Source organism: Izhakiella capsodis (genome assembly GCF_900115045.1).
In the GTDB taxonomy this organism is placed as follows: domain Bacteria; phylum Pseudomonadota; class Gammaproteobacteria; order Enterobacterales; family Enterobacteriaceae; genus Izhakiella; species Izhakiella capsodis.
Genome location: NZ_FOVC01000003.1, coordinates 252,280 through 275,765, shown reverse-complemented (window position 1 = coordinate 275,765; position 23,486 = coordinate 252,280). Strand labels below are relative to the sequence as shown.

Here is a 23,486-nt window from a genome sequence, read left to right as displayed (position 1 = left end):
AATGAATAAACCGAATAACGATATTGCCAGTGAATCCAGTCTGGCAGGGCAGCTTATGGGCGCTTTTCGTAACCTGATGATGAATACCGACGATATGTTACCCGCAACCGTGGTCAGTTATGACGATGCCACGAATCGCGCGGTGGTCAAGCCGCTGGTGATGATGGTGTCAACCGAAGGGCAGAGAATACCCCGTGCTCCGGTTCATAATATTCCTGTTTTCCGTTTTGGCGGGGGGGGGTTCTTTATCCGGGTTCCGCTTAAAGCGGGGGATTTTGGCTGGCTGAAAGCCAATGACCGCGATATCAGTCTGATTTTTCAGCGCGGGGGCCAGCAGGACGAGCCGAACACCCACCGATTGAAATCGTTCAGTGATGCGATGTTTTTTCCTGACAGCATCAAAGGCTGGGTGGTGGACGGTAAAAACATCGATGCACTGGTCGTGCAGACGCTGGATGGCAGTGTGTGCCTGGCGTTGCACAATGGGCAGGTGGTGCTCAATACACCTATGTTTGAAGTGAACGCCGCTGAGAGCATTTTTAATGGCAACGTGACGGTCAATGGCAACCATCAGACTCACGGTAACAGTGACGCAAACGGTGGACTGATGCGGCATAACGGTAAAAATATTGGTGCTCAGCACCTGCATGGCGGTGTTAAGTCGGGGGCGGACAGCAGTGGGGTGCCGGTATGATGACGTTTGATGTTACCGAAGGTAATGATATTTACCTCGGAAACGATGGCAACCTGGCGTTAGTGCGTGATGAAACGGCGGTGAAGAACTGCTGCATGCACTTTGCCAGAGCGTTACGGGGCGAGATGCTGCATAACATGGATCAAGGGATGCCGTACTGGAAAACCACCTTTGGTTGTCATGCTGATTTACCGATGTTTGAAGCCGCGTTCCGCGAGCGTATGCGCGAGATTTCACAGGTTCTGGCGATCGATTCTTTTTCTGCCTCTGTTGAAAACAATCAGCTCCATTACACCGCGGTGATCAGCACTATCTACGGGAGTATAACCTTCAATGTCTGATTATCAGTTTATAGCAAGCACAGGCGTGATTATCCCTGACACCTCCACGCTGCGTGAGCAGGTTGAGAATGAGTTCAGGGATGCGTTTGGTCAGGAAATCGACCTGTCGCCTGAAACCCCGCAGGGTGTGCTGGTAACCATGGAAGTGGAGAATCGGGATGCTATCGTCCGCAATAACGCAGAGCTGGCGAACCAGATTAACCCGGATATTGCCGGAGGGATCTTCCTTGATGCGATCTGGGCGCTATTGGGCGGGCAGCGATTGCCCGCCACGCCTTCCTTTTTGGCCAACGTTGAGTTTGCTGGCGTCCCACAAACCCTTATCCCGAAAGGCTCTCTGGCCACAACCGCGGCAGGTGATGCATTCGAAACGACACGCGTACTGATTATTGGTAATGAAGGGATCACTCAAGGGGATATGCGCTCGGTTGAAACCGGCGCGGTAGGTTGTGGTGCCGGAGAACTCGTCCGGGTGGCAAGTTCGGTTCTGGGCTGGGAAAAGGTAAGTAATCCAACCGGTGCGGTGCCGGGCAGGGTAGCGGAATCTGATATCCGTACCCGGCGGCGGCGCAGGAACACGCTTGCCAAAAATACCGTGAGTATTGGGTCGGCTATCACTTCCGCGCTGTACGATATCGAGGGCGTGGCATCGCTGTCGTATCGTGAAAATTATACCGATGCGGATCAGATGATTGATGGCGTTACGCTGGTCAAACACAGTATCTATGTTTGTGTCGATGGTGGGTTGCGTGAGGATATTGCTGCGGCCCTGCTACGAACCAAAACCGTCGGGGCGGCGTACAACGGCAGTGAAACGGTTGAGGTAACAGAGCCATACAGCGGTCAGGTGTATATCGTTAAATTTGACAGGCCAAAGGAAATTAATCTGCTCTGTCGGGTGACGGTGCGCAAAAGTGCCTATGACGCCCAGACGCTGATCCCCAATGCTGTTGAAAAGTGGGTAACGGGTGAAACGAACCTGGATGAAGGACTGGCGGTCGGGCGTGACGTTTCGCCGTTTGAAATTGCGGCGGCGGTCAATGCGGCTGAACCCCGATTGTTTGTGCTGAAGGTCGAGTTATCAACCGATGGGCTGAGCTGGTCCACCGCCGTGATCCCGGTGCAGATAAACGCGGTTGCCAGACTCCGGCGCAACGCCGTGCAGGTGGTTATCGTATGACAATACAGTCCTTCGATTTTCATTCAGACCTGCTGAGAGCCATCCTGTGGCAGTATGAAAATGCGGACAAGCTGAACGCGCTGGCCCGCGGTAAATCTGCGTATTTCAACCGGTCAACGGTCGCGTTCTGGCGCGACTGGTATCGCGATGTCTTCAATATCGATAGCGCGAATGATTTTGGTCTGGCGGTATGGGGACGCATTCTGGATGTACCGCTGGGTATTGATGTTCCTCCCAGCGACAAAAATAAAATCGGTTATGGTTTCGGCGCTAATAAACGCAATTTTAAAGCCAATTTCAGGCGCAACGCCGATTACACGCTGACGCTGACCACAGCGCAAAAGCGCCTGCTGGTGAGAATGCGCTATTTCACGCTAACGCAGAGTCCGACGATAACCAATATCAATCGATTCCTGGCGCGGTACTTCAGTAATGGAAACGGTAAGGTCGTTGTGCTCGATCCTCTCGATATGTCTTATATCTGGTATGTCTTTGATTTTAAGCCTGATGAAGGATTACGACTGCTGCTGGATAACTTCGATCTGCTCCCCCGACCTTCGGGCGTCGGGGTTAAATATCGTATTGTCACCCGCCCGGCATTTGGCGTTGGCGAAAAACGTAAAAACTTCACAGATACTTTCGGAAATTAAACCATGACAAAAATGTTTAAAACGCCCTTCGCTGCACAGGGTGACAGGGCTGTTGTGCCTGTTGAAACGCAGACTGACGGCTCGGTATCTTACACCCAGGGCTATGGCTATGATTATGAGCGTGACCAGACGACCGATCCGGCTGCGAAGGATATCGAGCGAGAGAAGATGAATGCGGTTTTCCACGATGTTACCGAGGCAGTGGGAGAGGTTCAGGCGTTCGGTGCCGCTGTTTGGTCTGAGGACGGTAAGCCTTACGCAATGCGGTCACAGGCTTACTATGGCGCAAAGCTGTGGCAATCGAAGATAGAAAATAATAACGAGGAACCCGGCAAAGGTAGCGGATGGATCGAATTTAAAGCGGATGTCGATCCCATTGAAATGCTTTACCCGGTCGGAATTGTGACCTGGTTTGCGCAGAATAAAGATCCGAATACGCTGTTTCCGGGAACAACGTGGAAATATATCGGTGAGAACCGCACGGTGCGTCTGGCCAGCGCCAGCGGCAGTGATGTGATGACCACGGGGGGGGCTGATTCGGTAACCCTGGCGGTAGATAATTTGCCAGCGCACGCGCATACTTTTTCGGCTAATACCAGTAGTTTTGATTATGGGACTAAAGGGACGAGTACATTTGATCACGGAATAAAACAGACTGATACGCAGGGGCAGCATACACATACAGTAAGTGCTGGTACGGCACAGGCCTATGGGACAGGGTCCTGTGACGCAAGGAGCGCGACACATGTGGATGGGACACTTACATCAGGATCTTCAGGAAATCATATTCACAATGTTTATATAGGTATGCATGGACATACAGTGGGTATTGGAGCTCATTCTCATTCTGTCTCGGGCACAACAGCAAATGCTGGATCAGATTCGGCAATGTCAGTAACCAACGCATTTATTAAGTTAATGGGCTGGTACCGTAGCGCATAAAATTCAGGCATCTTAGAATGCCTATTTTTTTCTAAAGGACAGGATGAGTTTAAAATATAATGGGAATAAATATATCGCAAGTCTCTTATGTGAAGGAAACTCCTGTGAGAAGTAAATCAATACTTTTTGCAATCTGATGATGTTAACAATCCCGACATCAAAGTTTTTACGGCTTATCATTAGGTATTTTATTAAATCAAAAATTCTTTTGGCTGCTGGATAAAGTACCTTTCTTATATCTTGATACTTATCTGTAGCCATTGACAGGCTTTTATATTTTTCAAGTATGCAAATTAAGTCTAAGATGTCCTTTTTTCTAAATGTTTGGCTTATGCTGCTTTCATTTGTACGATAATAAACAAGATTATTTTTAATTGGAAATACAGATTTTGAAGCTAAATATACTTGTGGAATGGTATACATGTCTTCGTAATGGTAGTTTTCAGGGAATTTAATTTTATGCGATTTAAATAGGTTGGCGTTGTAAACCCTTGCCCATGGAAACCACTGTGAATTTCTGAATGCCGGGGTTCGCTGGCTTACATTATTGAAACATACTTCATTGTCAAAGCTAACGATATTGAGTGTCTTATTTTTGTTGTCAGCAATGTTAAATTGACATGCGTTAAATTCGTATATATCATAATCGGAATATTCTAATATATTAGGGAATAACTCCCAAAAAAGTGGATAATAGTAATCATCAGAATCTAAGAAAGCAATATATTTTCCCGTACTGGCATTAATGCCGTTATTCCGAGCGGCGGACACCCCCAAGTTTTCTTGTGTCAATGTTTTTATTCTTTTAGTTGGATGTTTTTCAGATATTATTTTGATTTTTTCCAACGTATCATCTGTTGAACCATCGTTAACGATAATAAGTTCGCATGTTATTGGCATATAGTCCAAAACGGATGTCAGGCTTTCTTCAATGTATTGTGAACTATTATAGCAGGGTATTATAACGCTTAATAATGTTTCCAAATCGTTAATCCTTCTTTTATAATAAAAGCCCCTTGCGAGGCTTAACGTTTTTCGCGTCCAATCACTTTATCAGCCGCCACACGGGACAGGAAGCCGGAACGGCTACCGTACTCAGGGTGTGCAGCGACAAACTGATCGATACGGCGGATTAACAACGAGGGGAGCGTGACATTGATTTTTTCCACTTTACCCATCAACCGTGTAACGTCCACATCAAACAGCGCCCACAACACACCCGCATAATCGGGATCGGCCAGCCAGTTTTCCACGCTGGTGGCTTCCGGCACCGCTTCGCCATTTTCCACCAGTAATTCTATATGAGCATCGATAGCTTCACGCACGCTCTCAATCGCATCCTGAGAGTTGTCGCCGCCAGAGAAGCAGCCTTGAATATCGGGTACGCGAACGCCGAAGGATGAATCGCCTATATCAATAGCAACAGGGTATCACATTTAAACCTCCAGTAGATGGGGCTTAAGCACAGCCTGTTTTTTGATGCTTTTCAGTGTTGGTAGCGGTATGTCATTTTGTGGATGTTTTACCGTTATCCACCCTTTTTTCGTTGGGTGTTTGAACTGGTGATGGCTGCCTTTAACTCTCACCACATACCACCCATCGGCCTCTATCATTGCTGCTGCATTCTGCTAACCATCCTCCGACTCTCTGTGTTGATTTGATGGGGTTATAATAACCTTGGGTGTATTGAAGGTCAGGTATTTTAGGGTTATAGGGGTTATCATTTACAGATGGATTCGAATTTTTCAAGCAGGGATTTGGGGTATAGCTCCGTATAAACCTGCCATAAAACATTCAGCGAGCGACGGCCGGTAACCTGAGCAACTTCTTCAATGCTAAAACCTGCCTCAAAAGTCTGCTGGCGCCCTCACGGCGCAGATCGTGAAATCGCAGATCCTCAATGCTTAGTGAGTTCCTGACGCGTTGAAAATCCGCCGTTACGGAAAGGGAATTGTAGGGGAAAATCAACGCGCTGGTTTTGGGCTGGCGTTGCACTATGTCCCAGGCTTCGCCGAGCAGCGGAACCAGCATATGGTTACCTGTTTTTTTGCGCGGATCTTTTCTGTCTCTGACCAGTACGGCCTTTTGCTTTTCGTCCAAGTCTTCCCAACGGATTTTGCACACTTCGCCCACCCCCATACAACTGAGAATCGAAAAGTTCAGAATATCTACGAAGGGGATTTTTGCCGCGATGTGTTCGCTTCTGGACTCAAGCCCTGCCAGCAATCTATCCAGTTCATCGCTAACCGGGCGGCGGCTGCGCTTGGATTTGCCAATCAGCCCCATCTGGAGCAGTAACGGTCTTGCATCGGTTGCGGGGTTGGTTGTGTAGTCGATACCATAGACAGGTTTGGCAGACGCCAGAACGGAAGAAAGATAACTCACATCGTGGTTAACAGTGGAAGGGCCTGCACCAGCGCCGCATCTTTGGCGGCAATGCTCAATAACGTGGCTGGTCAAGAGGTCTGTGAGGGGGATTTTGGCTATATCGCAGTCCAGCAAATTATCATGTACATAGCGTTTAGTGTGCCCGGCTTTGCCGCCGAGGCTGGGATCATTGATGTAGCGTCTTAGCAGATCGCCAACGGCCATTTTGTTTGAGTCGTTGGCAGTCGGCACCCCATTTGTTTCCAGCTCAGCAACCCTGCCAGCACCCCATGTTTTTGCACGATCCTGTTTACTGAATGTCCGGTTCTGCCGGCAGATCTCTTACCCACCTTCTATCACGCCACGAAGTAACTGTAAGGTAACGTTCCGTCGGCGGTTTGGTGTTTTTCTATGCTATAGTAGGCCGCACTTTCCATTCAGCTCCCTAAAATAAGGGGGGCTGCTGGGGGCCCATAAAAAGCGACATTAAGATAAAAAATGCACGAAAATAGAGAATCTCCCAACCCGCACCAGAGCAGCGTAACTCGCGGCATGATGCCAAAATTCACCTCTCAACGATTCAGCGTGGCACCGATGCTTGACTGGACCGATCGCCACTGTCGTTATTTTCATCGTCAGCTGACCCGCCAGGCGTTGTTGTACAGTGAAATGGTGACGACGGGAGCGATTATCCACGGTAAAGGCGATTATCTGGCGTGGAATGAACAGGAGCAGCCGGTTGCATTACAGCTTGGTGGTAGCGATCCAGTCGCGCTTGCGCAATGCGCCCATCTGGCCGAACTGCGTGGTTATCATCAAATTAATCTTAACGTCGGTTGCCCCTCTGACCGTGTGCAAAATGGTCGCTTTGGAGCCTGCCTGATGGCCGAGGCGGTGCTGGTGGCGGACTGCATGAAAGCCATGCGTGATAAAGTATCCATCCCGGTTACGGTTAAAACCCGCATTGGCATTGATGAGCAGGATAGCTACGAATTTCTCTGCGATTTTATTGACACTGTCGCCGGTCACGGTGAGTGCGATACTTTTATTATTCACGCGCGTAAGGCCTGGCTCTCCGGCCTCAGTCCCAAAGAGAATCGCGAGATCCCGCCGCTGGATTATCCACGGGTATATCAGCTAAAGCGCGACTTTCCCCATTTGACGATAGCAATTAATGGCGGTATCAAAAGCCTTCAGGAAGCACAGCGTCATTTGCAACAGCTTGATGGTGTGATGATCGGTCGCGAGGCTTATCAGAATCCGGGACTGCTGGCCGGTGTCGATAGCGCCCTGTTTGGCGATGATTCTCCGGCCGTCAACCCTTTGGATGTGGTGCGCGCAATGTTTCCCTATATTGAGTGCGAGCTGAGCCGGGGGACCTGGCTTGGCCATATCACCCGGCATATGCTGGGCCTGTTTCAGGGGATACCGGGTGCGCGCCAGTGGCGTCGTCATCTGAGTGAAAACGCACACAAACCAGGAGCCGATGTTTCGGTCGTGGAAAAGGCGCTGTCGATGGTGGCCGATCGTCAGCCGCTGGTGGATAGGGTGTAAAACTCACTTTTATCACGTTATTTCCGCCAGTGTTTTGGACATGTCGATGTTCACTCTCACTGTAAATCAGCCTGTTAGTCAGGCCTGACCGTTGGCACGTATGATGAAATCCCTTCTTCAAGTCTTGTTTGCAGAACTGAAATGGAAATACTTTTAGTGCTGGTTTTTTTGGCGTGCTGGTGTTGATGGGCGTATCGCTATTTGGTGTGTTATTTGCGCTGCTGGCAGCCATTTTCTGATGTTTTTAGCGGCGCGCGGGTATTTGTTGTAAAAATGGTTCCCTGGGTGCTAATGACGCTGGCCGTTACCTGGATATGGCGTGCTCTCATTAAACTACGAGCCGGGAAGCGTTACCGGAATTACTGGCCTCAAATCGAAAAATTATTGAAGTATCGGGTCGCAACATGCGCGCGGGATCACATAGCGGCATTTTTTTTCTTTTTTCTGCATATAAACATTTTTTTTACTTATGGAATCTGTCAGGCTGACTTATAGCAAAGAATGAAGCTATTCATCGCGCAGTACCCTACATACCGCACGAACTAAAAAAATAAGCAGGGCCTCCGTCAGGAGGCCCTTTTTTATGGGATCAACAGGCAGGAACCTTGAGTTGCCCGACTTTCCAACGTGGCATGTGCCTTTTGTACCTCGCTGAGATCAAATTTCTGCCTCTCCGGCACATCGACATTGATTGCCCCACAGGCAATCAGTGCAAACAGTTCGTTGCTGGCAGTAACCAGCTCATCGTGACAGGTAATATAGCCGTCCAGGGAGGGGCGGGTAACGTACAGCGAACCTTTCTGGTTGAGGATCGCCAGGTTAACGCCGGTGACCGGGCCAGAGCTGTTACCGTAGCTGACCATCAATCCGCGCGGTTGAAGGCAGTCCAGTGACGCCTCCCAGGTATCTTTACCCACGGAGTCATAAACCACGCGGACTTTTTTATTATTAGTGAGTTCGGCAACGCGCTGCACCACATTTTCATGGCGATAATTGATCGCTGCCCAGGCTCCGGCCGCTTTCGCTCGTTGCGCTTTTTCCGCTGAACCGACGGTGCCGATTAACCGCGCGCCCAACGCTTTTGCCCACTGACAGGCGATCAGCCCGACACCACCAGACGCGGCGTGAAACAGGAACGTTTCTTCAGGTTGTATTTCATAGGTCTGACGTAGCAAATAATGCACCGTCAGACCTTTGAGAAAAGCGGCCGCTGCCTGTTCAAAACTGATGGCCGTAGGCAACTGGACCACTTTTTCTGCGGCAACGTTATGTAACGTGCTGTAAGCGCCCGGTTTCGACTGGGCGTATACCACACGGTCGTTGACCTTAATTCCCGTCACGCCAGCGCCTGTTTTAATCACTACCCCGGCGGCTTCTGTACCCAGTCCGGAAGGTAACGCAGTGGGGTAAAGCCCACTGCGTATGTAGGTATCGATGTAGTTAATGCCAATCGCTTTGTTTTCAACTTGTACTTCGCCGACACCTGGATCTTGTGGAGTAAATTCCTGAATTTCCAGTACTTCCGGTCCGCCATTGCGGGAAAACTGAATCTGTTTTGCCATGGTTATGCCTTTTGATTAGTCGGGGCTGGGGGGAGACGTCAGCTTGCTTAAAGGGTAAACTTGCGCGTCATCCATTCGATTTTTGGTAATGCATTCACTATGGCAGGAAATAAATCCACCAACAAATTTAACGAGCAGCCGCGCGATCGGCAGGTTGAAGGGCTGAAGCTGCCGCCCCATTCGCTGGAGGCGGAACAGTCGGTGCTCGGTGGGTTAATGCTTGATAATGAACGTTGGGACAGCGTATCAGAGCGGGTAGTGACGGATGATTTTTTCAGCCGCCCTCACCGTTTAATTTTCAGTGAAATGCAGCGCCTGCTGGAAGCCAGTCAGCCCATCGATCTGATTACGCTTTCCGAGTCTCTCGAAACCAGGGGTGAACTTGACATGGTCGGTGGCTTCGCCTATTTGGCTGAGCTGTCGAAAAATACCCCAAGCGCGGCGAATATCAACGCCTACGCCGACATTGTGCGTGAGCGCGCAGTCGTGCGCGAAATGATCTCGGTAGCTAATGAAATAGCCGATGCGGGTTATGATCCTCAAGGGCGATCAAGCGAGGACCTGCTTGACTTCGCGGAGTCCAACGTATTTAAAATTGCTGAAAAGCGCGCGAACAAAGATGACGGCCCTAAAAGCGTTGATCAGATTCTCGAAGCGACCATCTCACGGATTGAATCACTTTATCAGACGCCACATGACGGTGTTACCGGGGTGGATACCGGCTACCAGGACCTGAATAAAAAGACGGCGGGTTTGCAGCGATCCGATCTGATTATCGTTGCGGCGCGTCCTTCAATGGGTAAAACCACGTTCGCCATGAACCTGTGCGAAAACGCGGCGATGCTTCAGGAAAAACCGGTACTGATTTTCAGCCTTGAAATGCCCGGTGAACAGCTGATGATGCGTATGCTGGCCTCGCTATCACGCGTTGACCAAACCCGGATCCGTACCGGCCAGCTTGATGATGAGGATTGGGCGCGTATCTCCAGCACTATGGGCATTTTGCTGGAAAAGGAAAATATGTTCATCGATGATTCCTCCGGCCTGACGCCGACCGAAGTACGTTCGCGCGCGCGCCGTGTTTATCGTGAATGCGGTGGACTTAGCATGATCATGATCGATTATCTGCAACTCATGCGTGTACCTTCGCTCTCCGATAACCGTACGCTGGAAATCGCTGAGATTTCACGTTCGTTAAAAGCACTGGCGAAAGAGCTAAACATTCCGGTGGTTGCGCTGTCGCAGCTGAACCGATCGCTGGAACAACGCGCCGATAAACGCCCGGTTAACTCGGATTTGCGTGAATCTGGCTCTATTGAACAGGACGCTGACCTTATCATGTTTATCTATCGCGACGAGGTCTATCACGAAAACAGCGATCTCAAGGGGATTGCTGAGATAATTATCGGTAAACAGCGTAACGGACCGATCGGTAGCGTCCGTCTTACCTTTAATGGTCAGTGGTCACGATTTGATAACTACGCCGGGCCTGTTTACGACGAAGAGTAATTTTCTGGCGTCAGGCTGGCATCTGGCGGCCCGACCGCACCTACCTCTGCCTGCCGACAGAGCCTGCAACCCACGCAATATGGAGATCTGCACCATGTTCCAATACGTTGACGCCTACGCTGGCGATCCGATTCTCTCTTTAATGGAAAAGTACAATCAGGACGAACGCCTGCATAAGGTGAATTTGAGCATCGGCCTGTATTACAACGAACAGGGTGTTATTCCTCAACCGGACGCTGTCATTAAGGCTAAAGCTCGCCTGAATGCCCGGCCGCAAAGTGCATCAGTTTATCTGCCAATCGAAGGTCTGGCTGCATACCGCAGCAGCCTGGCGCCACTGCTATTTGGCGCTGACAGTTGCGCTTTAGCCGATGAGAGAGTGGCGACAGTGCAGACCCTGGGCGGCTCCGGAGCGTTAAAGGTGGGGGCAGATTTCATTAAACGTTATTTTCCTGACTCTCAGGTCTGGGTTAGCGATCCGACTTGGGAAAATCACGTGGCGATTTTTGCCGGTGCAGGATTTCAGGTTAACACTTATCCCTGGTATGACACACAAACTCACGGTGTTAACTTCTCCGCTTTTATTGCGGCGCTGAGTGCGCTGCCGGCGAAAAGCGTGGTGTTGTTGCACCCATGCTGCCATAACCCTACAGGGGCTGATTTAAACAATGCGCAATGGGATGAAACGATCGAGGTGCTGAAAGCGCGCGATCTGATCCCGTTTATGGATATCGCCTATCAGGGGTTCGGCGCAGGAATGGAGGAGGATGCCTACGCAATTCGGGCGATGACCGCCGCAGGTTTACCGGCGCTGGTCAGCAACTCTTTTTCAAAAATTTTCTCGTTGTATGGCGAGCGCGTTGGCGGATTATCCGTGGTCTGTGAAAGCGCAGAAGAAGCGGCGCGGGTACTGGGGCAACTCAAGGCCACGGTACGCCGAAACTACTCTAGCCCGCCGGACTTCGGCGCTCAGGTCGTTTCCTGCGTGCTGAATGACCCGGAACTTAAGGCAAACTGGCTGGAGGAGGTTGAGTCAATGCGCCGGCGTATTCTTAAAATGCGTCAGGCGCTGGTTTCGGCGCTGACGGCCGCGTTGCCCAGTAAAAACTTTGATTATTTGCTTACTCAGCGCGGCATGTTCAGTTTTACCGGACTCAGTGCGCAGCAAGTCGAGCGTTTGCGCGAGGAGTTTGGCGTCTATCTGATTGCGAGCGGCAGGATGTGCGTTGCCGGTCTTAGCAGCCGAAATGTTAATCAGGTCGCGGAAGCTTTTGCCGCTGTTATGTAACTCCCTGGTCGCACATCTTAGCAGGGCAAATGCGTGCCCTGTTTTTTATTCAGCTGACGGTGTACGGGCTTATCGCTAATATCTAACAAAAGGCAATCATCATGTGGTATCAGCAAACATTCTCCTTAACGGAAAAGTCACGTGGTTTTCATCTGGTAACGGATGAAATCGTCCACCAGGTTAGCGCTTTATCTCAGGTAGAAACGGGTCTGCTTCATCTGCTGCTTTTACATACTTCGGCTTCGCTGACGCTCAATGAAAATTGCGATCCGACGGTACGTTACGATATGGGGCAGCATTTCATGCGCTCTGTGCCGGAGGATGTACTCTGGCGGCATGATTATGAAGGCGCGGATGATATGCCCGCCCATGTTAAGTCTTCCACTCTTGGTGTATCGCTGATGCTGCCGGTAAGTAAGGGGCGCTTGCTACTGGGAACCTGGCAGGGCATCTGGCTGGGCGAACATCGTATTCGTGGCGGTGCAAGGCGTCTCGTTGTAACACTACAAGGTGAATAAAACCCATAAAGCGTCTCTATTTTTGTTTTTACCTGTCTGAATTACGCGATCCTCTTCGTATAACGGCCTGAGTTCATCGTGAAAGATGACTGGATGATATCACCGGCCATTAATCTGAATGGGATACCCCTTCATAACCTCCGCCATCCTGCTGAGACGATAAAAGTGCTGCCAGCAGGTACTTGACGAGTATGGCAGCTACGCAGAAAAGACTGCGTATGTAAAAGCCCATACAGAAATTAATAATTCGGGCATAACGTGCTTTTTGCGCGTGGCTATTCGTGAGTGTTTCTAAAGGGGATTTATACACTAACTTTTCATGTATCAGGATTATTCTTATAAACTCGCATTTTATTTATCAATTTGTTTAAGAAATCCTCTGGAGATTTTTATTAAAATATTATTATATCTATATTTTTTAGCTAATTATCAATTTAAGATTGTGATTTAATAACTTTTTAGTGTGAGTATTAAGATGGATTGTTAAGTTTTATTGATTTAATTTAGCGATCGATTTTTGTCTAAACAATAGTTTAAAGCTATCAATAAATTAATTTACGATGGTTAATAACGATTTTTCAACTAGTTGGAGTTTAGGTATTGTTTATCTTAATAATAGATGGAATTAATTTTTATTAATCTTTGGGGTATGTATAATTGTGGGGTATTTCCTGGTGAATGTATCTGCGCTTAGTTAGTACAGTTTTATCTCAGCATTTTAATGGTGTAGTTAATCATTCAACGTTATTTTTTGATTGAATGCTTAGTTAAGTAAGTAATTGGCTGGTTAAATATTTAATTTATTTGGTTCCGCTGTGGAAAACGAGGTTGTATCTACTTAGAAAGTATACATTTCGCGAAGTGCTGCTGCGCAACTGAATATATACAATAGATATGTTGTCACGATACATGATGACGCAGTGTTGTCGCTCGCTAAATATAACGCTCTGACACGATAAGGTAGCCATCATTTATTATCATATGGATACCAGTTCTCTATTGACTATTTCAAATGAAAAGGAGTTATAAATGTACTGAATAAATTTATTGGAGCGTTATCAGTGGGTTGTCACTATGCCTGCAGATTTTGCTGAAGACAGTTCCGCCGGTTGCACGATTAACTTTACCGGTGCTATTACTGGTAAAATATGTGCGATTAACGTCGACAAAGCTGCGTATTCCCGCGCGGTTGATATGCTGTCGTGTTATTCGACTGATAAGTTCCGTGGACGTAAGCATTTTGATTCAACAAGGGAATAAATTGACGTGACGATAAGCATACTCAAAAAACATATAAACAATTTAATTTGTTTTTGACTTTCCATCCTCTATTTTGCTCAAAAACACGCTGAAGAGAAACTGGAAAATCTGATTCATGTGAATCAAATTGTTACGCCAATTATTGGACTTTTCCTATCTAAAACATGGAGTTTAAACTTATGCGTAAGATCCGTTTTATAAATACCCTGATTGCTGCCTCTGTGATGACTGCCAGCCTGGCTCATGCAGAAACTACTCCCGTCACCGTTAACGGTGGTACCGTTCACTTTAAGGGTGAAGTTGTTAACGCTGCCTGCGCCGTTGACGCCGGTTCTATAGACCAAACCGTCCAGCTGGGCCAAGTCAAAAGTACCACACTGAGCGCGGTAGGCAAAACCAGCTCCGCTGTAGGCTTCAACATTCAGCTGGACGATTGCGATACCACCGTTGCCACCAAAGCGTCCATTGCATTCTCTGGTGTCACTGTCAATGCTGAGAACCCAACTGCTCTTGCTCTGGAGGGCTCTTCTGAGGGCGTCGCTACCAACGTGGGTGTGCAGGTTCTGGATAGTGCAGGTAAAGCGCTGGCATTCAACGGTACTGACTACAGTACTGCCGCCACCCTGTTTGACGGTAACAATACGTTGCCATTCCAGGCGCGTTATATCGCCACCGGTGCTGCCACCCCTGGTGCTGCCAACGCGAACGCCAACTTTAAGGTTCAGTATCAGTAATACTGGTTTGCAAGGATGCTTAATCAGGCCAGGGAGGCCTGATTTCAGCTATCGAAAAGGGAATAATCGATGTCCGAAGTCAGACTGAAACTTTTCCAACTTTTCATTGCTCCTCTGTCTATCGCCTGCAACAAGTGGGATCACAAATTACCTGTGGGGCAGTTGCACTCTCAGGGAGAGCTCATCGCTGAAGCCTGTATGGTTGAAGCGGGTGACAGGCAGCCAGTTGTTCGCATGGAACTGTTCAGCAGTAATCGCTTCGAGGATTCAGGGAATGAAGCCGAACCGATGCCATTCAGTTTGCATCTCCAGGGTTGTAATCCTAATGTCAGCGATCGCATCGGTATCGTCTTTTATGGCGTAGCCGATGGGAAAAAACCTGATGTTCTGTCGATTGGTGAAGGCGAGCGGACTGCGTCTGACATCGGCATCGGCCTGTTCGATGAACAGGGGAAACTCATACCCATCAATGCTGAACTTAAAACCTGGAAACCGCTGACTAAAGGAACGCGTATCTTGTAATTTGTTGCCAAATATCGGGCAACCGGCAATACGGTTATCGGTGGTGCTGCAAATGACCAGGCTTGGTTCTCTTTGACATACTAATAAAACTTTTGTCTTCGCGTATGACACTTTTATCTCAGATGAGATTAGCTCGCGCAAAAGGATAAAACGGCGGTTATCCGCCCCAAGAGGTTAACGTGATTAAAATGAAAACGACCGGAAAAGTCATGGGTTCACTGCTGGCTTTGGCAGTCTTATTTTTTACTTCGCATGCTGAAGCGGGCGTGGCTCTCGGGGCAACACGCGTTATTTATCCGGCAGGGCAGAAACAGGTCACTGTGGGTGTGAGCAATAATAATGATAAAGACACCTTTCTCATACAATCCTGGATCGAGAACGATAATGGTCAAAAAGAAGGCCGGTTCGTTATTACTCCGCCATTGTTTCTCATGCAGGGGAAAAAAGAAAATACGCTGCGTATTATCGATGCAACTAATAACGCCTTGCCTAAAGACCGCGAAAGTCTTTTCTGGGTCAACGTCAAAGCCATTCCTTCTCTGGACAAAGAAAAACAGAAAGAAAATACGCTTCAACTGTCGATAACGAGCCGAATCAAATTGTTGTATCGCCCACAAAATCTCAGTATGGCGCCTGATCAAGCCCCCGCAAAACTGACGTTTAAACGCGACGCGAACACACTGGTACTGAATAATCCAACCCCCTATTTTCTGACCGTCACAGAATTAAAAGCCGGCACACGTGTTTTAGCCAATGTCATGGTCCCACCTATGGGAGCGGCAACGGTGAAACTGCCAGGCGATGTTGGCAGTGTGATCACGTATCGCACGATTAATGATTACGGTGCGCTCACATCTGTGATGAAAGGCACTTTGCAGTAATGACCTGAGTTATTCACTAACACAATGGATTCAACAACGCAGGTAGCGTAGGACCGGCATTGAAGACGGTGTGCGATAGCGGCAAGTCTACCTGGTTTATGGAGCAGGCACGGATAACATGAATAGACACAACATCCAAGAGCGGGCGCTAAATAAAGCAATGCTTACGCCGTTGGTATTGCTCTTGGTGGTTTCGACATTTTCCGTGCGTGCAGACAAATACTTCAATCCCCGGTTCCTGTCTGACGACCCGGACTCAGTTGCCGATCTGTCCAGTTTCGAAAAGGGACTTGATGCGCCGCCGGGTACCTATCGTGTCGACATTTATTTGAATGGGGGTTACGTGACGACGCGAGACATCACCTTCGATAAAAGTGATGACGGTACGAAGTTGGAGCCGTGTCTCACTCGCTCTCAACTGGCTTCACTTGGCGTTAATACCCTGACCATTCCGGATATTGCCGCCATGAAGAGCACGGCATGCGTACCCTTTACACGAATTATTGCTGATGCCTCAAGTTCATTTGATGTCGGACGACAACGTCTTTCCATCAGTATTCCTCAAGCCTTCATGGGCAACCAGGCAAGAGGGTACATCGCCCCCGAGCTGTGGGATAATGGTATTACGGCCGGTTTGCTCAATTACAACTATACCGGCAGTGAAGTGCGCAGTCGCAATGGCGGCACCCGCAATTATTCTTATCTCAATCTGAAAACGGGTCTCAACCTGGGGGCATGGCGCCTGCGGGATAACTCAACCTGGAGTTACAGTAGCGGCACGGGATATAACGAAAATCGCTGGCAACATGTCAATACCTGGCTTGAACGTGAGATTGTACCCTGGCTCAGTCGGCTTACTATGGGTGACGGCTTTACGGCCGGTGATATCTTTGAAGGTATCAACTTCCGCGGCCTTCAGGTTGCCTCAGACGATAATATGCTGCCCGACAGTCAACGCGGCTTTGCTCCCGTTATACATGGAATAGCACGTGGTACCGCACGCGTATCGGTCAAGCAGAACGGATATGAAATATATCAGACCACGGTACCCGCCGGCGCATTCACTATCGATGACCTTTATGCGGCAGGAAACAGTGGCGATCTACAGGTGACGGTGAAAGAGGCGGATGGTTCCGTTCAGGTCTTTACCGTTCCCTTCTCATCCGTCCCGATGTTGCAGCGTGAAGGGCATGTGAAGTACGCGGTGGCTGCGGGACAATACCGCAGTGGTAATGAACAACAAGACATGCCGAAGTTTTTACAGGGAACGGCGCTTTGGGGATTGCCGAAAGGCTGGACGCTCTATGGTGGCACACGTGCCTCAAACAACTATCGTGCCTTTAACCTCGGTGTGGGGAAGAACCTGGGCTACCTCGGGGCGATATCCGCCGATATTACGCAGGCGAATGCTACCTTGTCTGATGGCAGCAAGCACCAGGGACAATCTCTGCGTTTTCTCTATAGCAAATCGCTCAATGAGTTAGGGACTAATTTCCAGCTGGTCGGATATCGTTATTCTACCCGGGGCTTCTATTCTCTGGCCGACACCGCGTGGCGGCGTATGAGCGGTTACTCCGTGATTAGTGAGGACGGGATCGTGAATCTCAAACCAAAGCTGACGGATTATTACAATCTGAATTACATCAAGCGCGGTCGCCTGCAGGCGACGGTGACGCAACAGGTAGGACGGACATCAACGATATACCTGACTGGCAGTCATCAAAGCTACTGGAATACCAGCCGTTATGATGAACAGCTGCAGATTGGTTATAACAGCACCATTCAGGATATCAGCTGGAGCCTGAGTTACAGTCTGTCCAAATATGCCTGGTCCGACGTTAAAGACCAACTTCTTGCTTTCAACATGAATATTCCACTTAGCCACTGGATGCGCTCCGATACCCCGTCAGTATTCCGAAATGCTATTGCCAGTTACAACACGTCGACAGATTTAAAGGGACGAACGACAAATACGGCCGGCCTTTACGGGACGCTTCTGGAAGACAACAACCTTAGTTATAGCGTGCAATCGGGCTATAACAGCGGTGGTAATGGCAACAGCGGCGCAACGGGCAACGCCACGCTGAATTACCTCGGCGCTTACGGCAACGTCAACCTCGGTTACAGCTACAGCGGTGACTATAAGCAGCTTTACTATGGTGCCAGTGGTGGTGTACTTGCCCACAGAAATGGCATCACCTTTAGCCAGCTACTCAATGACACCGTGGTGCTTATCAAGGCGCCGGGTGCGAAACACGTTTCTGTCGAGAATCAAACAGGGGTGCGTACAGACTGGCGCGGTTATGCCGTTCTCCCTTATGCGATGGAGTACCGTGAGAATCGGATATCGTTGAACACGAATACACTGGCGAATAACGTCGAGCTGGAGGATCCGGTATTAAGCGTCGTCCCTACACGGGGTGCCGTCGTGCGTGCGGACTTCAAGGCCAAAGTCGGGCTGAAGGTGCTTATGACATTGACAAACAACGGCAAGCCAGTGCCGTTCGGCTCTGTAGTCTCTTACGGAGATGGTCAGTCAGGCAGCATCGTGGCAGATGGCGGGCAGGTTTACCTTACCGGTCTTGCGCCAAAAGGTACCCTCAACGTGAAGTGGGGTGATAGCGAAAATGAGCGCTGCACGGCGACGTACAGTTTGCCGGCTGACAGTCAAAACCAGGCGCTGAGCTATGCCTCTGCCATTTGCCGATGATGAGTAAGAGATGAAAACGCAATGAAAAAATATTTTCTAATCCTGTGTTTATTGCCGTTTGCTGCCGGATATGTCCATGCGGCTGACAGTACTATCACCATCACAGGTTATTTAAAAGACAATGCCTGCTCGGTATCTGTTGACTCGCAGGATTTTACGGTGGATTTGCTGAGCACTGCGGCCAAGCAATTCAACCGGGTTGGGACCGTCACACCATCCATACCTTTCAAGATTGTCTTCGACAAGTGCGGCAGTTCCGTGACGGCAGTTCGCGTGGGGTATGTCGGAACCTCTGACAGCGACAACACTACCCTGTTAAAGATTGATGCTGGAACAAACGCCGCAAGCGGTATTGGGGTGCAAATACTGGATCGTGACCAGACTCCGATTCCATTAAATGCGGCTCAGGATTCCCTGAAGTGGATGACGCTGACGGCGGGCCAGCCCAATACGCTGGGCTTTTATGCCCGCTTAATGGCAACGCGCGCTCCCGTGATGGCAGGAACAGTGACAGCGACGGCCAATTTCACCTTAGAGTTTCAGTAAGGAAGTCTGAAGATGATCATTATGAAGAACATTATGCTGGCAGGGGCGTTGCTCTTTACTACAACATTCGCCGTGCATGCAGCTGACGTGACCATTACGGTCAACGGACGCGTAGTGGCAAAGCCCTGCACCGTATCCACGCCATCGGTAACGGTGAACTTGGGTGACCTTTTTTCTTTCAATTTTACACAGCCCGGTTCGGGCTCTGCCTGGCATCCGGTAACGCTGAATTTGACCAATTGTCCAATAGGTACCTCGCGAGTCACGGCCAAGTTCACGGGGACAACGGACAACACGGGATATTACAAAAACCAAGGTGGGGCAACCAATCTTCAACTGGAACTGCAGGACACCAGTGGCAATAACCTGAACAACGGAAAAACCAAGGCGGTTCAGGTTGATGATTCCACACAGTCAGCGAGTCTGCCATTACAGGTTCGTGTGTTATCAGTAAAAGGTAACCCGAAACAAGGCAGTATTCAGGCCGTGATTAATGTCACGTACACCTACGCCTAAATTGAGGAGTCACGTCATGACACTGGTTTCAAAACTAAAGAAAGTATTGAAGAAAAAAGAAGTTGCTGCCCTCGTGGCTTCTGTATGCCTGATGGCCTACTCATCCGGCGCTGATGCTTTTGCATGTCGGACTGCTGCTGGGGCTGAAATTCCAATTGGTGGAGGTAGCGCCGATGTGTATGTAACTCTAGCCCCTTCAGTTGGCGTAGGACAAAACCTTGTGGTTGATTTATCTACTCAAATTTCCTGCCGCAATGATTATCCAGATACATATATCGATTATGTATCTTTAATGAGTGGCTCTGCTTATGGTGGTGCATTAGAGAACTTTAAAGGAAGTATCGCCTACTCTGATAGAACGTACCCATTTCCTACTACTAGCGAGACAATAAAGTTAACATACAGATCTCGTACCCTTACTCCATGGCCAACTAAGCTATACCTAACTGCTCTTGGAAATGCAGGAAGCGGTGTTGCTATACAGGGAGGAAGTTTGATTGCAAAATTGAATATGTCTCAAACGAACAACTATGGTGATTTTAATACGTATGTATGGTATATATATGCCCTTAACTCTGTCGTTGTTCCCACTGGTGGCTGCGACGTGTCATCGCGCAACGTGACAGTGACTCTACCTGATTACCCCGGCACGGCTACTGTACCGCTGACTGTCCATTGCGGACAACACCAACAGCTGGCTTATTATCTGACCGGCACAACGGCTGATACGGCCAGCACCATATTTACCAATACGTCATCATCCAATCCAGCTACCGGCATTGGTGTACAGTTGTCTTCCCGAAATGGTGTACTAGCAGCCAATAAAAATGTGTCTCTCGGTACGGTCGGTACTAGTCCTGTCAGCTTGGGCCTGACGGCTTCCTACGCGCGAACCACGGGGCAGGTTGTAGCAGGTAATGTCCAGTCTATCATTGGAGTGACGTTCGTTTACGAGTAGTGCTGTTTAGGGTGTTATCAGGTTAATCGGTTTTGCTTCAAACGCGATACATGTGCACGTCATTTTCAGGCGACACATAACGCAATCTTTGAAACCTAAAGCTTCGAGGCGATGGTAGCGAATGGTGAGTGCTTCGCGTCGGTGAGAGGGTATAGAAAAGCAATTTCGAGTTTATGGATGCATGGTGACGAACCGTTTCAATATTTCGGGGGATCGACACCGCTACATAGTGCCTTCACGTTTTCACCAGGGAAGGTGGCTATTTGCAGCCCGATCGTTGGGGCTCTTATGCGGGGAGTGTTCAATACCATACCCTATACCCAAATATTTTATCTGCCCAGAGGCGAGAGGCGGCGATACCAACTGGAATAATTTACCGTTGAGAGATTTTTATAAGGTATCCGCAACCTCTGGCTCTCTGACGCGAATATCCCGTAGTGAGAGCTACTACTATCCGGCGTCATAAATATGCGCATTACCTGGGAGGATCAGCGCCTGACAAACCACGTGATTTTACGTGGGTGATCATTGCTGGCAATGATTCCATTTTTACTTCCTGAACTCGCGCTATTAACGAGGGCAAAAATATTGATAATGACTTCGGGCAAATTCCCGCATGACGTCTGTACGTGCCGGCAACGCAAAGTCGCTATCAGCGTCAGGGCAGTGTTCATTATTTCTGTAAACCCCGATCTGTATGCCTGTCAACATCACGTTATCTGCTGATGTTTAGCCTTTCTCCAATGCGGCGATAATGACCCTTAATCAGTATCCTGGCATTGAAATATATTAAGAAAATCATCAAATCAAGCCTGGCGATAGCATTCACACGCAGCAGCTAAACGGATTAGGCGCCACTCGACTAAATTTCTTGCGGGTGAAAATACCAGGGGCTGAAGTCAGCAAAGGCACGTTTATCAGTTCGGCAGTGTTGGTAATGAGTGCCGATTAAACGGTAAAGAGAATAGGCATTAGCATACTGAGAGACAAAGTTTTTCTGCGCCTGACTCGCTTTCGACAGCCAGGCGCTCTGTGTGATCATCGCAAACCTGCATACATCTCCGCCGACAGGGGGAATGGTAGCCATACTTCATAAACCGACAGATGAGTAATAGCGTTGTTACTGTCTGGCAGTGCGGCAAGAAAGCCCTGAGTGGTGGATATGGCGTGTATGAGCATAAAGCCATAATCCAGGACACTATCACAGGTCAGTATGGCTTTCACAGAAGTATCCTGCGTCAGCTCGCCCAGGCTTCAGTCCGCACCGATTCTTTTGCCAACTATCCTGTGCCGTTCGGGCGCATAATATTGAGAATGCTGATAGTCGGTCAGATAGTCCGCAGAGTGATTCGTGCCAGTGGCGATCTGACTGTCACACGAGAGATGGGTAAACACCTTCAGGTCGTTCGAAATAATGGTGCATCCAGCGGCGTGTTGGTACCGGACTAAATAGCGGTACTCTGCAGCTGCATGGGAGGGAAAAGTTATTTTTTCAGCATGTTGCGGTAAAATGCGGCTTTAGGGAGTTAATTATCCTCGTGCCCTGTAGATAAGGTGGACCGGGTTACCGGTCCACCGGTTATCAAGCTTTCTGATCACGCATCGATTTGATATCAATAACAAAGCGATATTTCACGTCGCTTTTCAGCATACGCTCGTAGGCGTCATTGATGTAGTCCATGTCGATCAGCTCGATGTCTGAGGTGAGGCCATGCTTACCACAAAAATCGAGCATTTCCTGAGTCTCGGCAATACCACCGATCAACGAACCGGCGATTGAACGACGCTTAAAGATCAAATTGGACACTGCCGGTGACGGGTGACTATGTTCAGGTACGCCGACCAGCGTCATGGTGCCGTCGCGCTTCAGCAGGGTGATGAACTGGTCCAGATCGTGCTGGGCGGCGACCGTGTTAAGGATAAAATCAAAGCTGTTGGTGTGCTGCGCCATCTGATCGGCATCTTTAGAAATAACCACTTCGTCTGCACCAAGACGCTTACCATCTTCTACTTTTGACGTTGAGGTGGTGAACAGCACGACTTTAGCACCCATTGCATGTGCCAGCTTAACGCCCATGTGGCCAAGTCCACCCAGGCCAACGATACCGACTTTATGCCCTGGGCCAACTTTCCAGTGGCGTAACGGCGAGTAGGTGGTGATCCCGGCGCAAAGCAGCGGAGCAACGCCTGCCAGCTCGAGATTTTCCGGTACGCGCAGCACGAAGTCCTCATGGACTACGATCTGGCTGGAATAGCCGCCATAAGTGTTGCTGCCATCGAAGCGGTCAGTGCCGTTATAAGTGCCGACGAAGCCGTTCTCACAGTATTGCTCCAGCCCTTCCTGGCAGCTGGGGCAGCTACGGCAGGAGTCAACCAGGCAGCCGACGCCAACGATATCGCCTTTCTTATATTTGCCAGCCTGTGAGCCAACGGCTGTAACGCGCCCGACGATTTCATGGCCTGGAACCACCGGAAAAACAGTGTTATGCCATTCGTTTCTTGCCTGGTGTAGATCGGAATGGCAGACGCCGCAAAACAAAATTTCGATCAGCACATCCTTCGCACGTAGTTCACGCGGCTGAAACGCAAAAGGAGCCAGTTTTGCTTTTGCGTCCTGAGCGGCATAAGCATGGGTTATCTTCATGATTTCTCCAGATTAAACGTTAAGAAGTGACGTTGAGATATATCCCACCAGCCAAAGACCTTGGATCACTGGCGGCGAGCGTGATGGGAAGCGGAGCAAAGCGCACCTGA

Annotated in this window: 22 protein-coding genes and 2 pseudogenes; 17 read left to right on the top strand and 7 right to left on the bottom strand. The window is 49.2% G+C overall.

Going from position 1 to position 23,486, the window contains the following annotated elements; all coding sequences use genetic code 11:
* Position 1: 1 nt before the first annotated feature.
* From BM191_RS07300 to BM191_RS07280, 5 genes are read left to right on the top strand one after another with little or no spacing between them, the layout of a single operon-like run.
* Complete coding sequence (locus tag BM191_RS07300; RefSeq protein WP_092876647.1) at positions 2–694, top strand: Gp138 family membrane-puncturing spike protein; 693 nt, start codon at positions 2–4, stop codon at positions 692–694.
* Positions 691–1,035: a hypothetical protein gene (locus BM191_RS07295; RefSeq protein WP_092876644.1), complete on the top strand. Its 345-nt coding sequence runs from the start codon at positions 691–693 to the stop codon at positions 1,033–1,035. Before BM191_RS07300 ends, BM191_RS07295 begins: the two co-directional genes overlap by 4 nt.
* Positions 1,028–2,215, top strand: coding sequence for a baseplate J/gp47 family protein (locus BM191_RS07290; RefSeq protein ID WP_092876642.1), 1,188 nt, complete (start codon positions 1,028–1,030; stop codon positions 2,213–2,215). The genes BM191_RS07295 and BM191_RS07290 overlap by 8 nt, the downstream gene beginning before the upstream one ends.
* Positions 2,212–2,865: a DUF2612 domain-containing protein gene (locus tag BM191_RS07285; RefSeq protein ID WP_092876640.1), complete on the top strand. Its 654-nt coding sequence runs from the start codon at positions 2,212–2,214 to the stop codon at positions 2,863–2,865. The genes BM191_RS07290 and BM191_RS07285 overlap by 4 nt, the downstream gene beginning before the upstream one ends.
* A 3-nt stretch (positions 2,866–2,868) precedes the next feature.
* Positions 2,869–3,807 carry a phage baseplate protein gene (locus tag BM191_RS07280; RefSeq protein WP_092876637.1) on the top strand — a complete coding sequence of 313 codons (939 nt, stop codon included), beginning with the start codon at positions 2,869–2,871 and terminating at the stop codon, positions 3,805–3,807.
* 21 nt (positions 3,808–3,828) lie between these two features.
* On the opposite strand, the gene BM191_RS07275 is transcribed toward BM191_RS07280, so the two are convergent.
* The 4 genes and pseudogenes from BM191_RS07275 to BM191_RS07260 form a co-directional block, all read right to left on the bottom strand.
* Positions 3,829–4,791 (bottom strand): glycosyltransferase family 2 protein, encoded by a 963-nt coding sequence (locus tag BM191_RS07275; protein WP_177203306.1) that lies wholly within the window; start codon positions 4,789–4,791, stop codon positions 3,829–3,831.
* 41 nt (positions 4,792–4,832) lie between these two features.
* Positions 4,833–5,225 (bottom strand): type II toxin-antitoxin system HicB family antitoxin, encoded by a 393-nt coding sequence (locus tag BM191_RS07270; protein WP_230479546.1) that lies wholly within the window; start codon positions 5,223–5,225, stop codon positions 4,833–4,835.
* Positions 5,226–5,243: 18 nt separating this feature from the next.
* Positions 5,244–5,420: a type II toxin-antitoxin system HicA family toxin gene (locus BM191_RS07265; protein WP_092876633.1), complete on the bottom strand. Its 177-nt coding sequence runs from the start codon at positions 5,418–5,420 to the stop codon at positions 5,244–5,246.
* Positions 5,421–5,527: 107 nt separating this feature from the next.
* Positions 5,528–6,611, bottom strand: a pseudogene (locus tag BM191_RS07260) (tyrosine-type recombinase/integrase).
* A gap of 115 nt (positions 6,612–6,726) precedes the next feature.
* Between BM191_RS07260 and dusA the strand changes: the two are divergent.
* Complete coding sequence (gene dusA, locus BM191_RS07255; RefSeq protein WP_092876631.1) at positions 6,727–7,728, top strand: tRNA dihydrouridine(20/20a) synthase DusA; 1,002 nt, start codon at positions 6,727–6,729, stop codon at positions 7,726–7,728.
* 581 nt (positions 7,729–8,309) lie between these two features.
* Here dusA and BM191_RS07245 read toward each other — a convergent pair.
* Positions 8,310–9,290 carry a quinone oxidoreductase gene (locus tag BM191_RS07245; RefSeq protein WP_092876627.1) on the bottom strand — a complete coding sequence of 327 codons (981 nt, stop codon included), beginning with the start codon at positions 9,288–9,290 and terminating at the stop codon, positions 8,310–8,312.
* Positions 9,291–9,389: 99 nt separating this feature from the next.
* Between BM191_RS07245 and dnaB the strand changes: the two genes are divergently transcribed.
* The 10 genes and pseudogenes from dnaB to BM191_RS07190 all read left to right on the top strand — a co-directional run bounded on the left by dnaB (position 9,390) and on the right by BM191_RS07190 (position 20,732).
* Positions 9,390–10,799 carry a replicative DNA helicase gene (dnaB, locus tag BM191_RS07240; protein ID WP_092876773.1) on the top strand — a complete coding sequence of 470 codons (1,410 nt, stop codon included), beginning with the start codon at positions 9,390–9,392 and terminating at the stop codon, positions 10,797–10,799.
* A 94-nt stretch (positions 10,800–10,893) separates the two neighbouring features.
* Positions 10,894–12,087: an amino acid aminotransferase gene (locus BM191_RS07235; protein ID WP_092876625.1), complete on the top strand. Its 1,194-nt coding sequence runs from the start codon at positions 10,894–10,896 to the stop codon at positions 12,085–12,087.
* 101 nt (positions 12,088–12,188) lie between these two features.
* The gene (locus BM191_RS07230; RefSeq protein ID WP_092876623.1) at positions 12,189–12,605 is read left to right on the top strand and encodes a secondary thiamine-phosphate synthase enzyme YjbQ; all 417 of its coding nucleotides are present in this window, start codon (positions 12,189–12,191) and stop codon (positions 12,603–12,605) included.
* 1,439 nt (positions 12,606–14,044) lie between these two features.
* Complete coding sequence (fimA, locus tag BM191_RS07220) at positions 14,045–14,599, top strand: type 1 fimbrial major subunit FimA (protein ID WP_092876618.1); 555 nt, start codon at positions 14,045–14,047, stop codon at positions 14,597–14,599.
* Positions 14,600–14,668: 69 nt separating this feature from the next.
* Positions 14,669–15,205 (top strand): annotated as a pseudogene (locus BM191_RS07215) (fimbrial protein).
* Positions 15,206–15,330: 125 nt separating this feature from the next.
* The gene (locus BM191_RS07210; protein WP_230479537.1) at positions 15,331–16,002 is read left to right on the top strand and encodes a fimbria/pilus periplasmic chaperone; all 672 of its coding nucleotides are present in this window, start codon (positions 15,331–15,333) and stop codon (positions 16,000–16,002) included.
* A gap of 118 nt (positions 16,003–16,120) precedes the next feature.
* Entirely contained in the window at positions 16,121–18,712 is a 2,592-nt protein-coding gene (locus tag BM191_RS07205; RefSeq protein ID WP_092876616.1) for a fimbrial biogenesis usher protein, read from the top strand.
* A 21-nt stretch (positions 18,713–18,733) separates the two neighbouring features.
* Positions 18,734–19,258 (top strand): type 1 fimbrial adaptor subunit FimF, encoded by a 525-nt coding sequence (gene fimF, locus BM191_RS07200; RefSeq protein WP_092876614.1) that lies wholly within the window; start codon positions 18,734–18,736, stop codon positions 19,256–19,258.
* 21 nt (positions 19,259–19,279) lie between these two features.
* Positions 19,280–19,774 carry a type 1 fimbrial minor subunit FimG gene (fimG, locus tag BM191_RS07195; RefSeq protein WP_230479543.1) on the top strand — a complete coding sequence of 165 codons (495 nt, stop codon included), beginning with the start codon at positions 19,280–19,282 and terminating at the stop codon, positions 19,772–19,774.
* Positions 19,775–19,865: 91 nt separating this feature from the next.
* Positions 19,866–20,732 carry a fimbrial protein gene (locus BM191_RS07190; RefSeq protein WP_407927865.1) on the top strand — a complete coding sequence of 289 codons (867 nt, stop codon included), beginning with the start codon at positions 19,866–19,868 and terminating at the stop codon, positions 20,730–20,732.
* A gap of 862 nt (positions 20,733–21,594) precedes the next feature.
* On the opposite strand, the gene BM191_RS07185 is transcribed toward BM191_RS07190, so the two are convergent.
* A complete protein-coding gene (locus BM191_RS07185; protein ID WP_092876608.1) occupies positions 21,595–21,774 on the bottom strand; it encodes a hypothetical protein in 180 nt (59 codons plus the stop codon).
* Positions 21,775–21,836: 62 nt separating this feature from the next.
* Between BM191_RS07185 and BM191_RS07180 the strand changes: the two genes are divergently transcribed.
* Positions 21,837–22,181, top strand: coding sequence for a hypothetical protein (locus BM191_RS07180; protein WP_092876606.1), 345 nt, complete (start codon positions 21,837–21,839; stop codon positions 22,179–22,181).
* Positions 22,182–22,314: 133 nt separating this feature from the next.
* On the opposite strand, the gene BM191_RS07175 is transcribed toward BM191_RS07180, so the two are convergent.
* Positions 22,315–23,376, bottom strand: a complete 1,062-nt coding sequence (locus BM191_RS07175; protein ID WP_092876604.1) for an NAD(P)-dependent alcohol dehydrogenase — start codon at positions 23,374–23,376, stop codon at positions 22,315–22,317.
* Between the last annotated feature and the right edge of the window lie 110 nt (positions 23,377–23,486).

Excerpts from the sequence above, each read along its gene's own strand:
- BM191_RS07280 (WP_092876637.1), top strand. The coding sequence starts at position 2,869 with ATGACAAAAATGTTTAAAACGCCCTTCGCTGCACAGGGTGACAGGGCT.
- BM191_RS07205 (WP_092876616.1), top strand. The coding sequence starts at position 16,121 with ATGAATAGACACAACATCCAAGAGCGGGCGCTAAATAAAGCAATGCTT.
- BM191_RS07295 (WP_092876644.1), top strand. The coding sequence starts at position 691 with ATGATGACGTTTGATGTTACCGAAGGTAATGATATTTACCTCGGAAAC.
- fimF (WP_092876614.1), top strand. The coding sequence starts at position 18,734 with ATGAAAAAATATTTTCTAATCCTGTGTTTATTGCCGTTTGCTGCCGGA.
- BM191_RS07265 (WP_092876633.1), bottom strand. The coding sequence starts at position 5,420 with ATGATAGAGGCCGATGGGTGGTATGTGGTGAGAGTTAAAGGCAGCCAT.
- BM191_RS07235 (WP_092876625.1), top strand. The coding sequence starts at position 10,894 with ATGTTCCAATACGTTGACGCCTACGCTGGCGATCCGATTCTCTCTTTA.
- BM191_RS07245 (WP_092876627.1), bottom strand. The coding sequence starts at position 9,290 with ATGGCAAAACAGATTCAGTTTTCCCGCAATGGCGGACCGGAAGTACTG.
- BM191_RS07210 (WP_230479537.1), top strand. The coding sequence starts at position 15,331 with ATGGGTTCACTGCTGGCTTTGGCAGTCTTATTTTTTACTTCGCATGCT.
- BM191_RS07185 (WP_092876608.1), bottom strand. The coding sequence starts at position 21,774 with ATGATCACACAGAGCGCCTGGCTGTCGAAAGCGAGTCAGGCGCAGAAA.
- BM191_RS07230 (WP_092876623.1), top strand. The coding sequence starts at position 12,189 with ATGTGGTATCAGCAAACATTCTCCTTAACGGAAAAGTCACGTGGTTTT.
- dnaB (WP_092876773.1), top strand. The coding sequence starts at position 9,390 with ATGGCAGGAAATAAATCCACCAACAAATTTAACGAGCAGCCGCGCGAT.
- BM191_RS07285 (WP_092876640.1), top strand. The coding sequence starts at position 2,212 with ATGACAATACAGTCCTTCGATTTTCATTCAGACCTGCTGAGAGCCATC.
- BM191_RS07175 (WP_092876604.1), bottom strand. The coding sequence starts at position 23,376 with ATGAAGATAACCCATGCTTATGCCGCTCAGGACGCAAAAGCAAAACTG.
- BM191_RS07300 (WP_092876647.1), top strand. The coding sequence starts at position 2 with ATGAATAAACCGAATAACGATATTGCCAGTGAATCCAGTCTGGCAGGG.
- BM191_RS07180 (WP_092876606.1), top strand. The coding sequence starts at position 21,837 with ATGAGTAATAGCGTTGTTACTGTCTGGCAGTGCGGCAAGAAAGCCCTG.
- fimG (WP_230479543.1), top strand. The coding sequence starts at position 19,280 with ATGAAGAACATTATGCTGGCAGGGGCGTTGCTCTTTACTACAACATTC.
- BM191_RS07190 (WP_407927865.1), top strand. The coding sequence starts at position 19,866 with ATGGCCTACTCATCCGGCGCTGATGCTTTTGCATGTCGGACTGCTGCT.
- fimA (WP_092876618.1), top strand. The coding sequence starts at position 14,045 with ATGCGTAAGATCCGTTTTATAAATACCCTGATTGCTGCCTCTGTGATG.
- dusA (WP_092876631.1), top strand. The coding sequence starts at position 6,727 with ATGATGCCAAAATTCACCTCTCAACGATTCAGCGTGGCACCGATGCTT.
- BM191_RS07290 (WP_092876642.1), top strand. The coding sequence starts at position 1,028 with ATGTCTGATTATCAGTTTATAGCAAGCACAGGCGTGATTATCCCTGAC.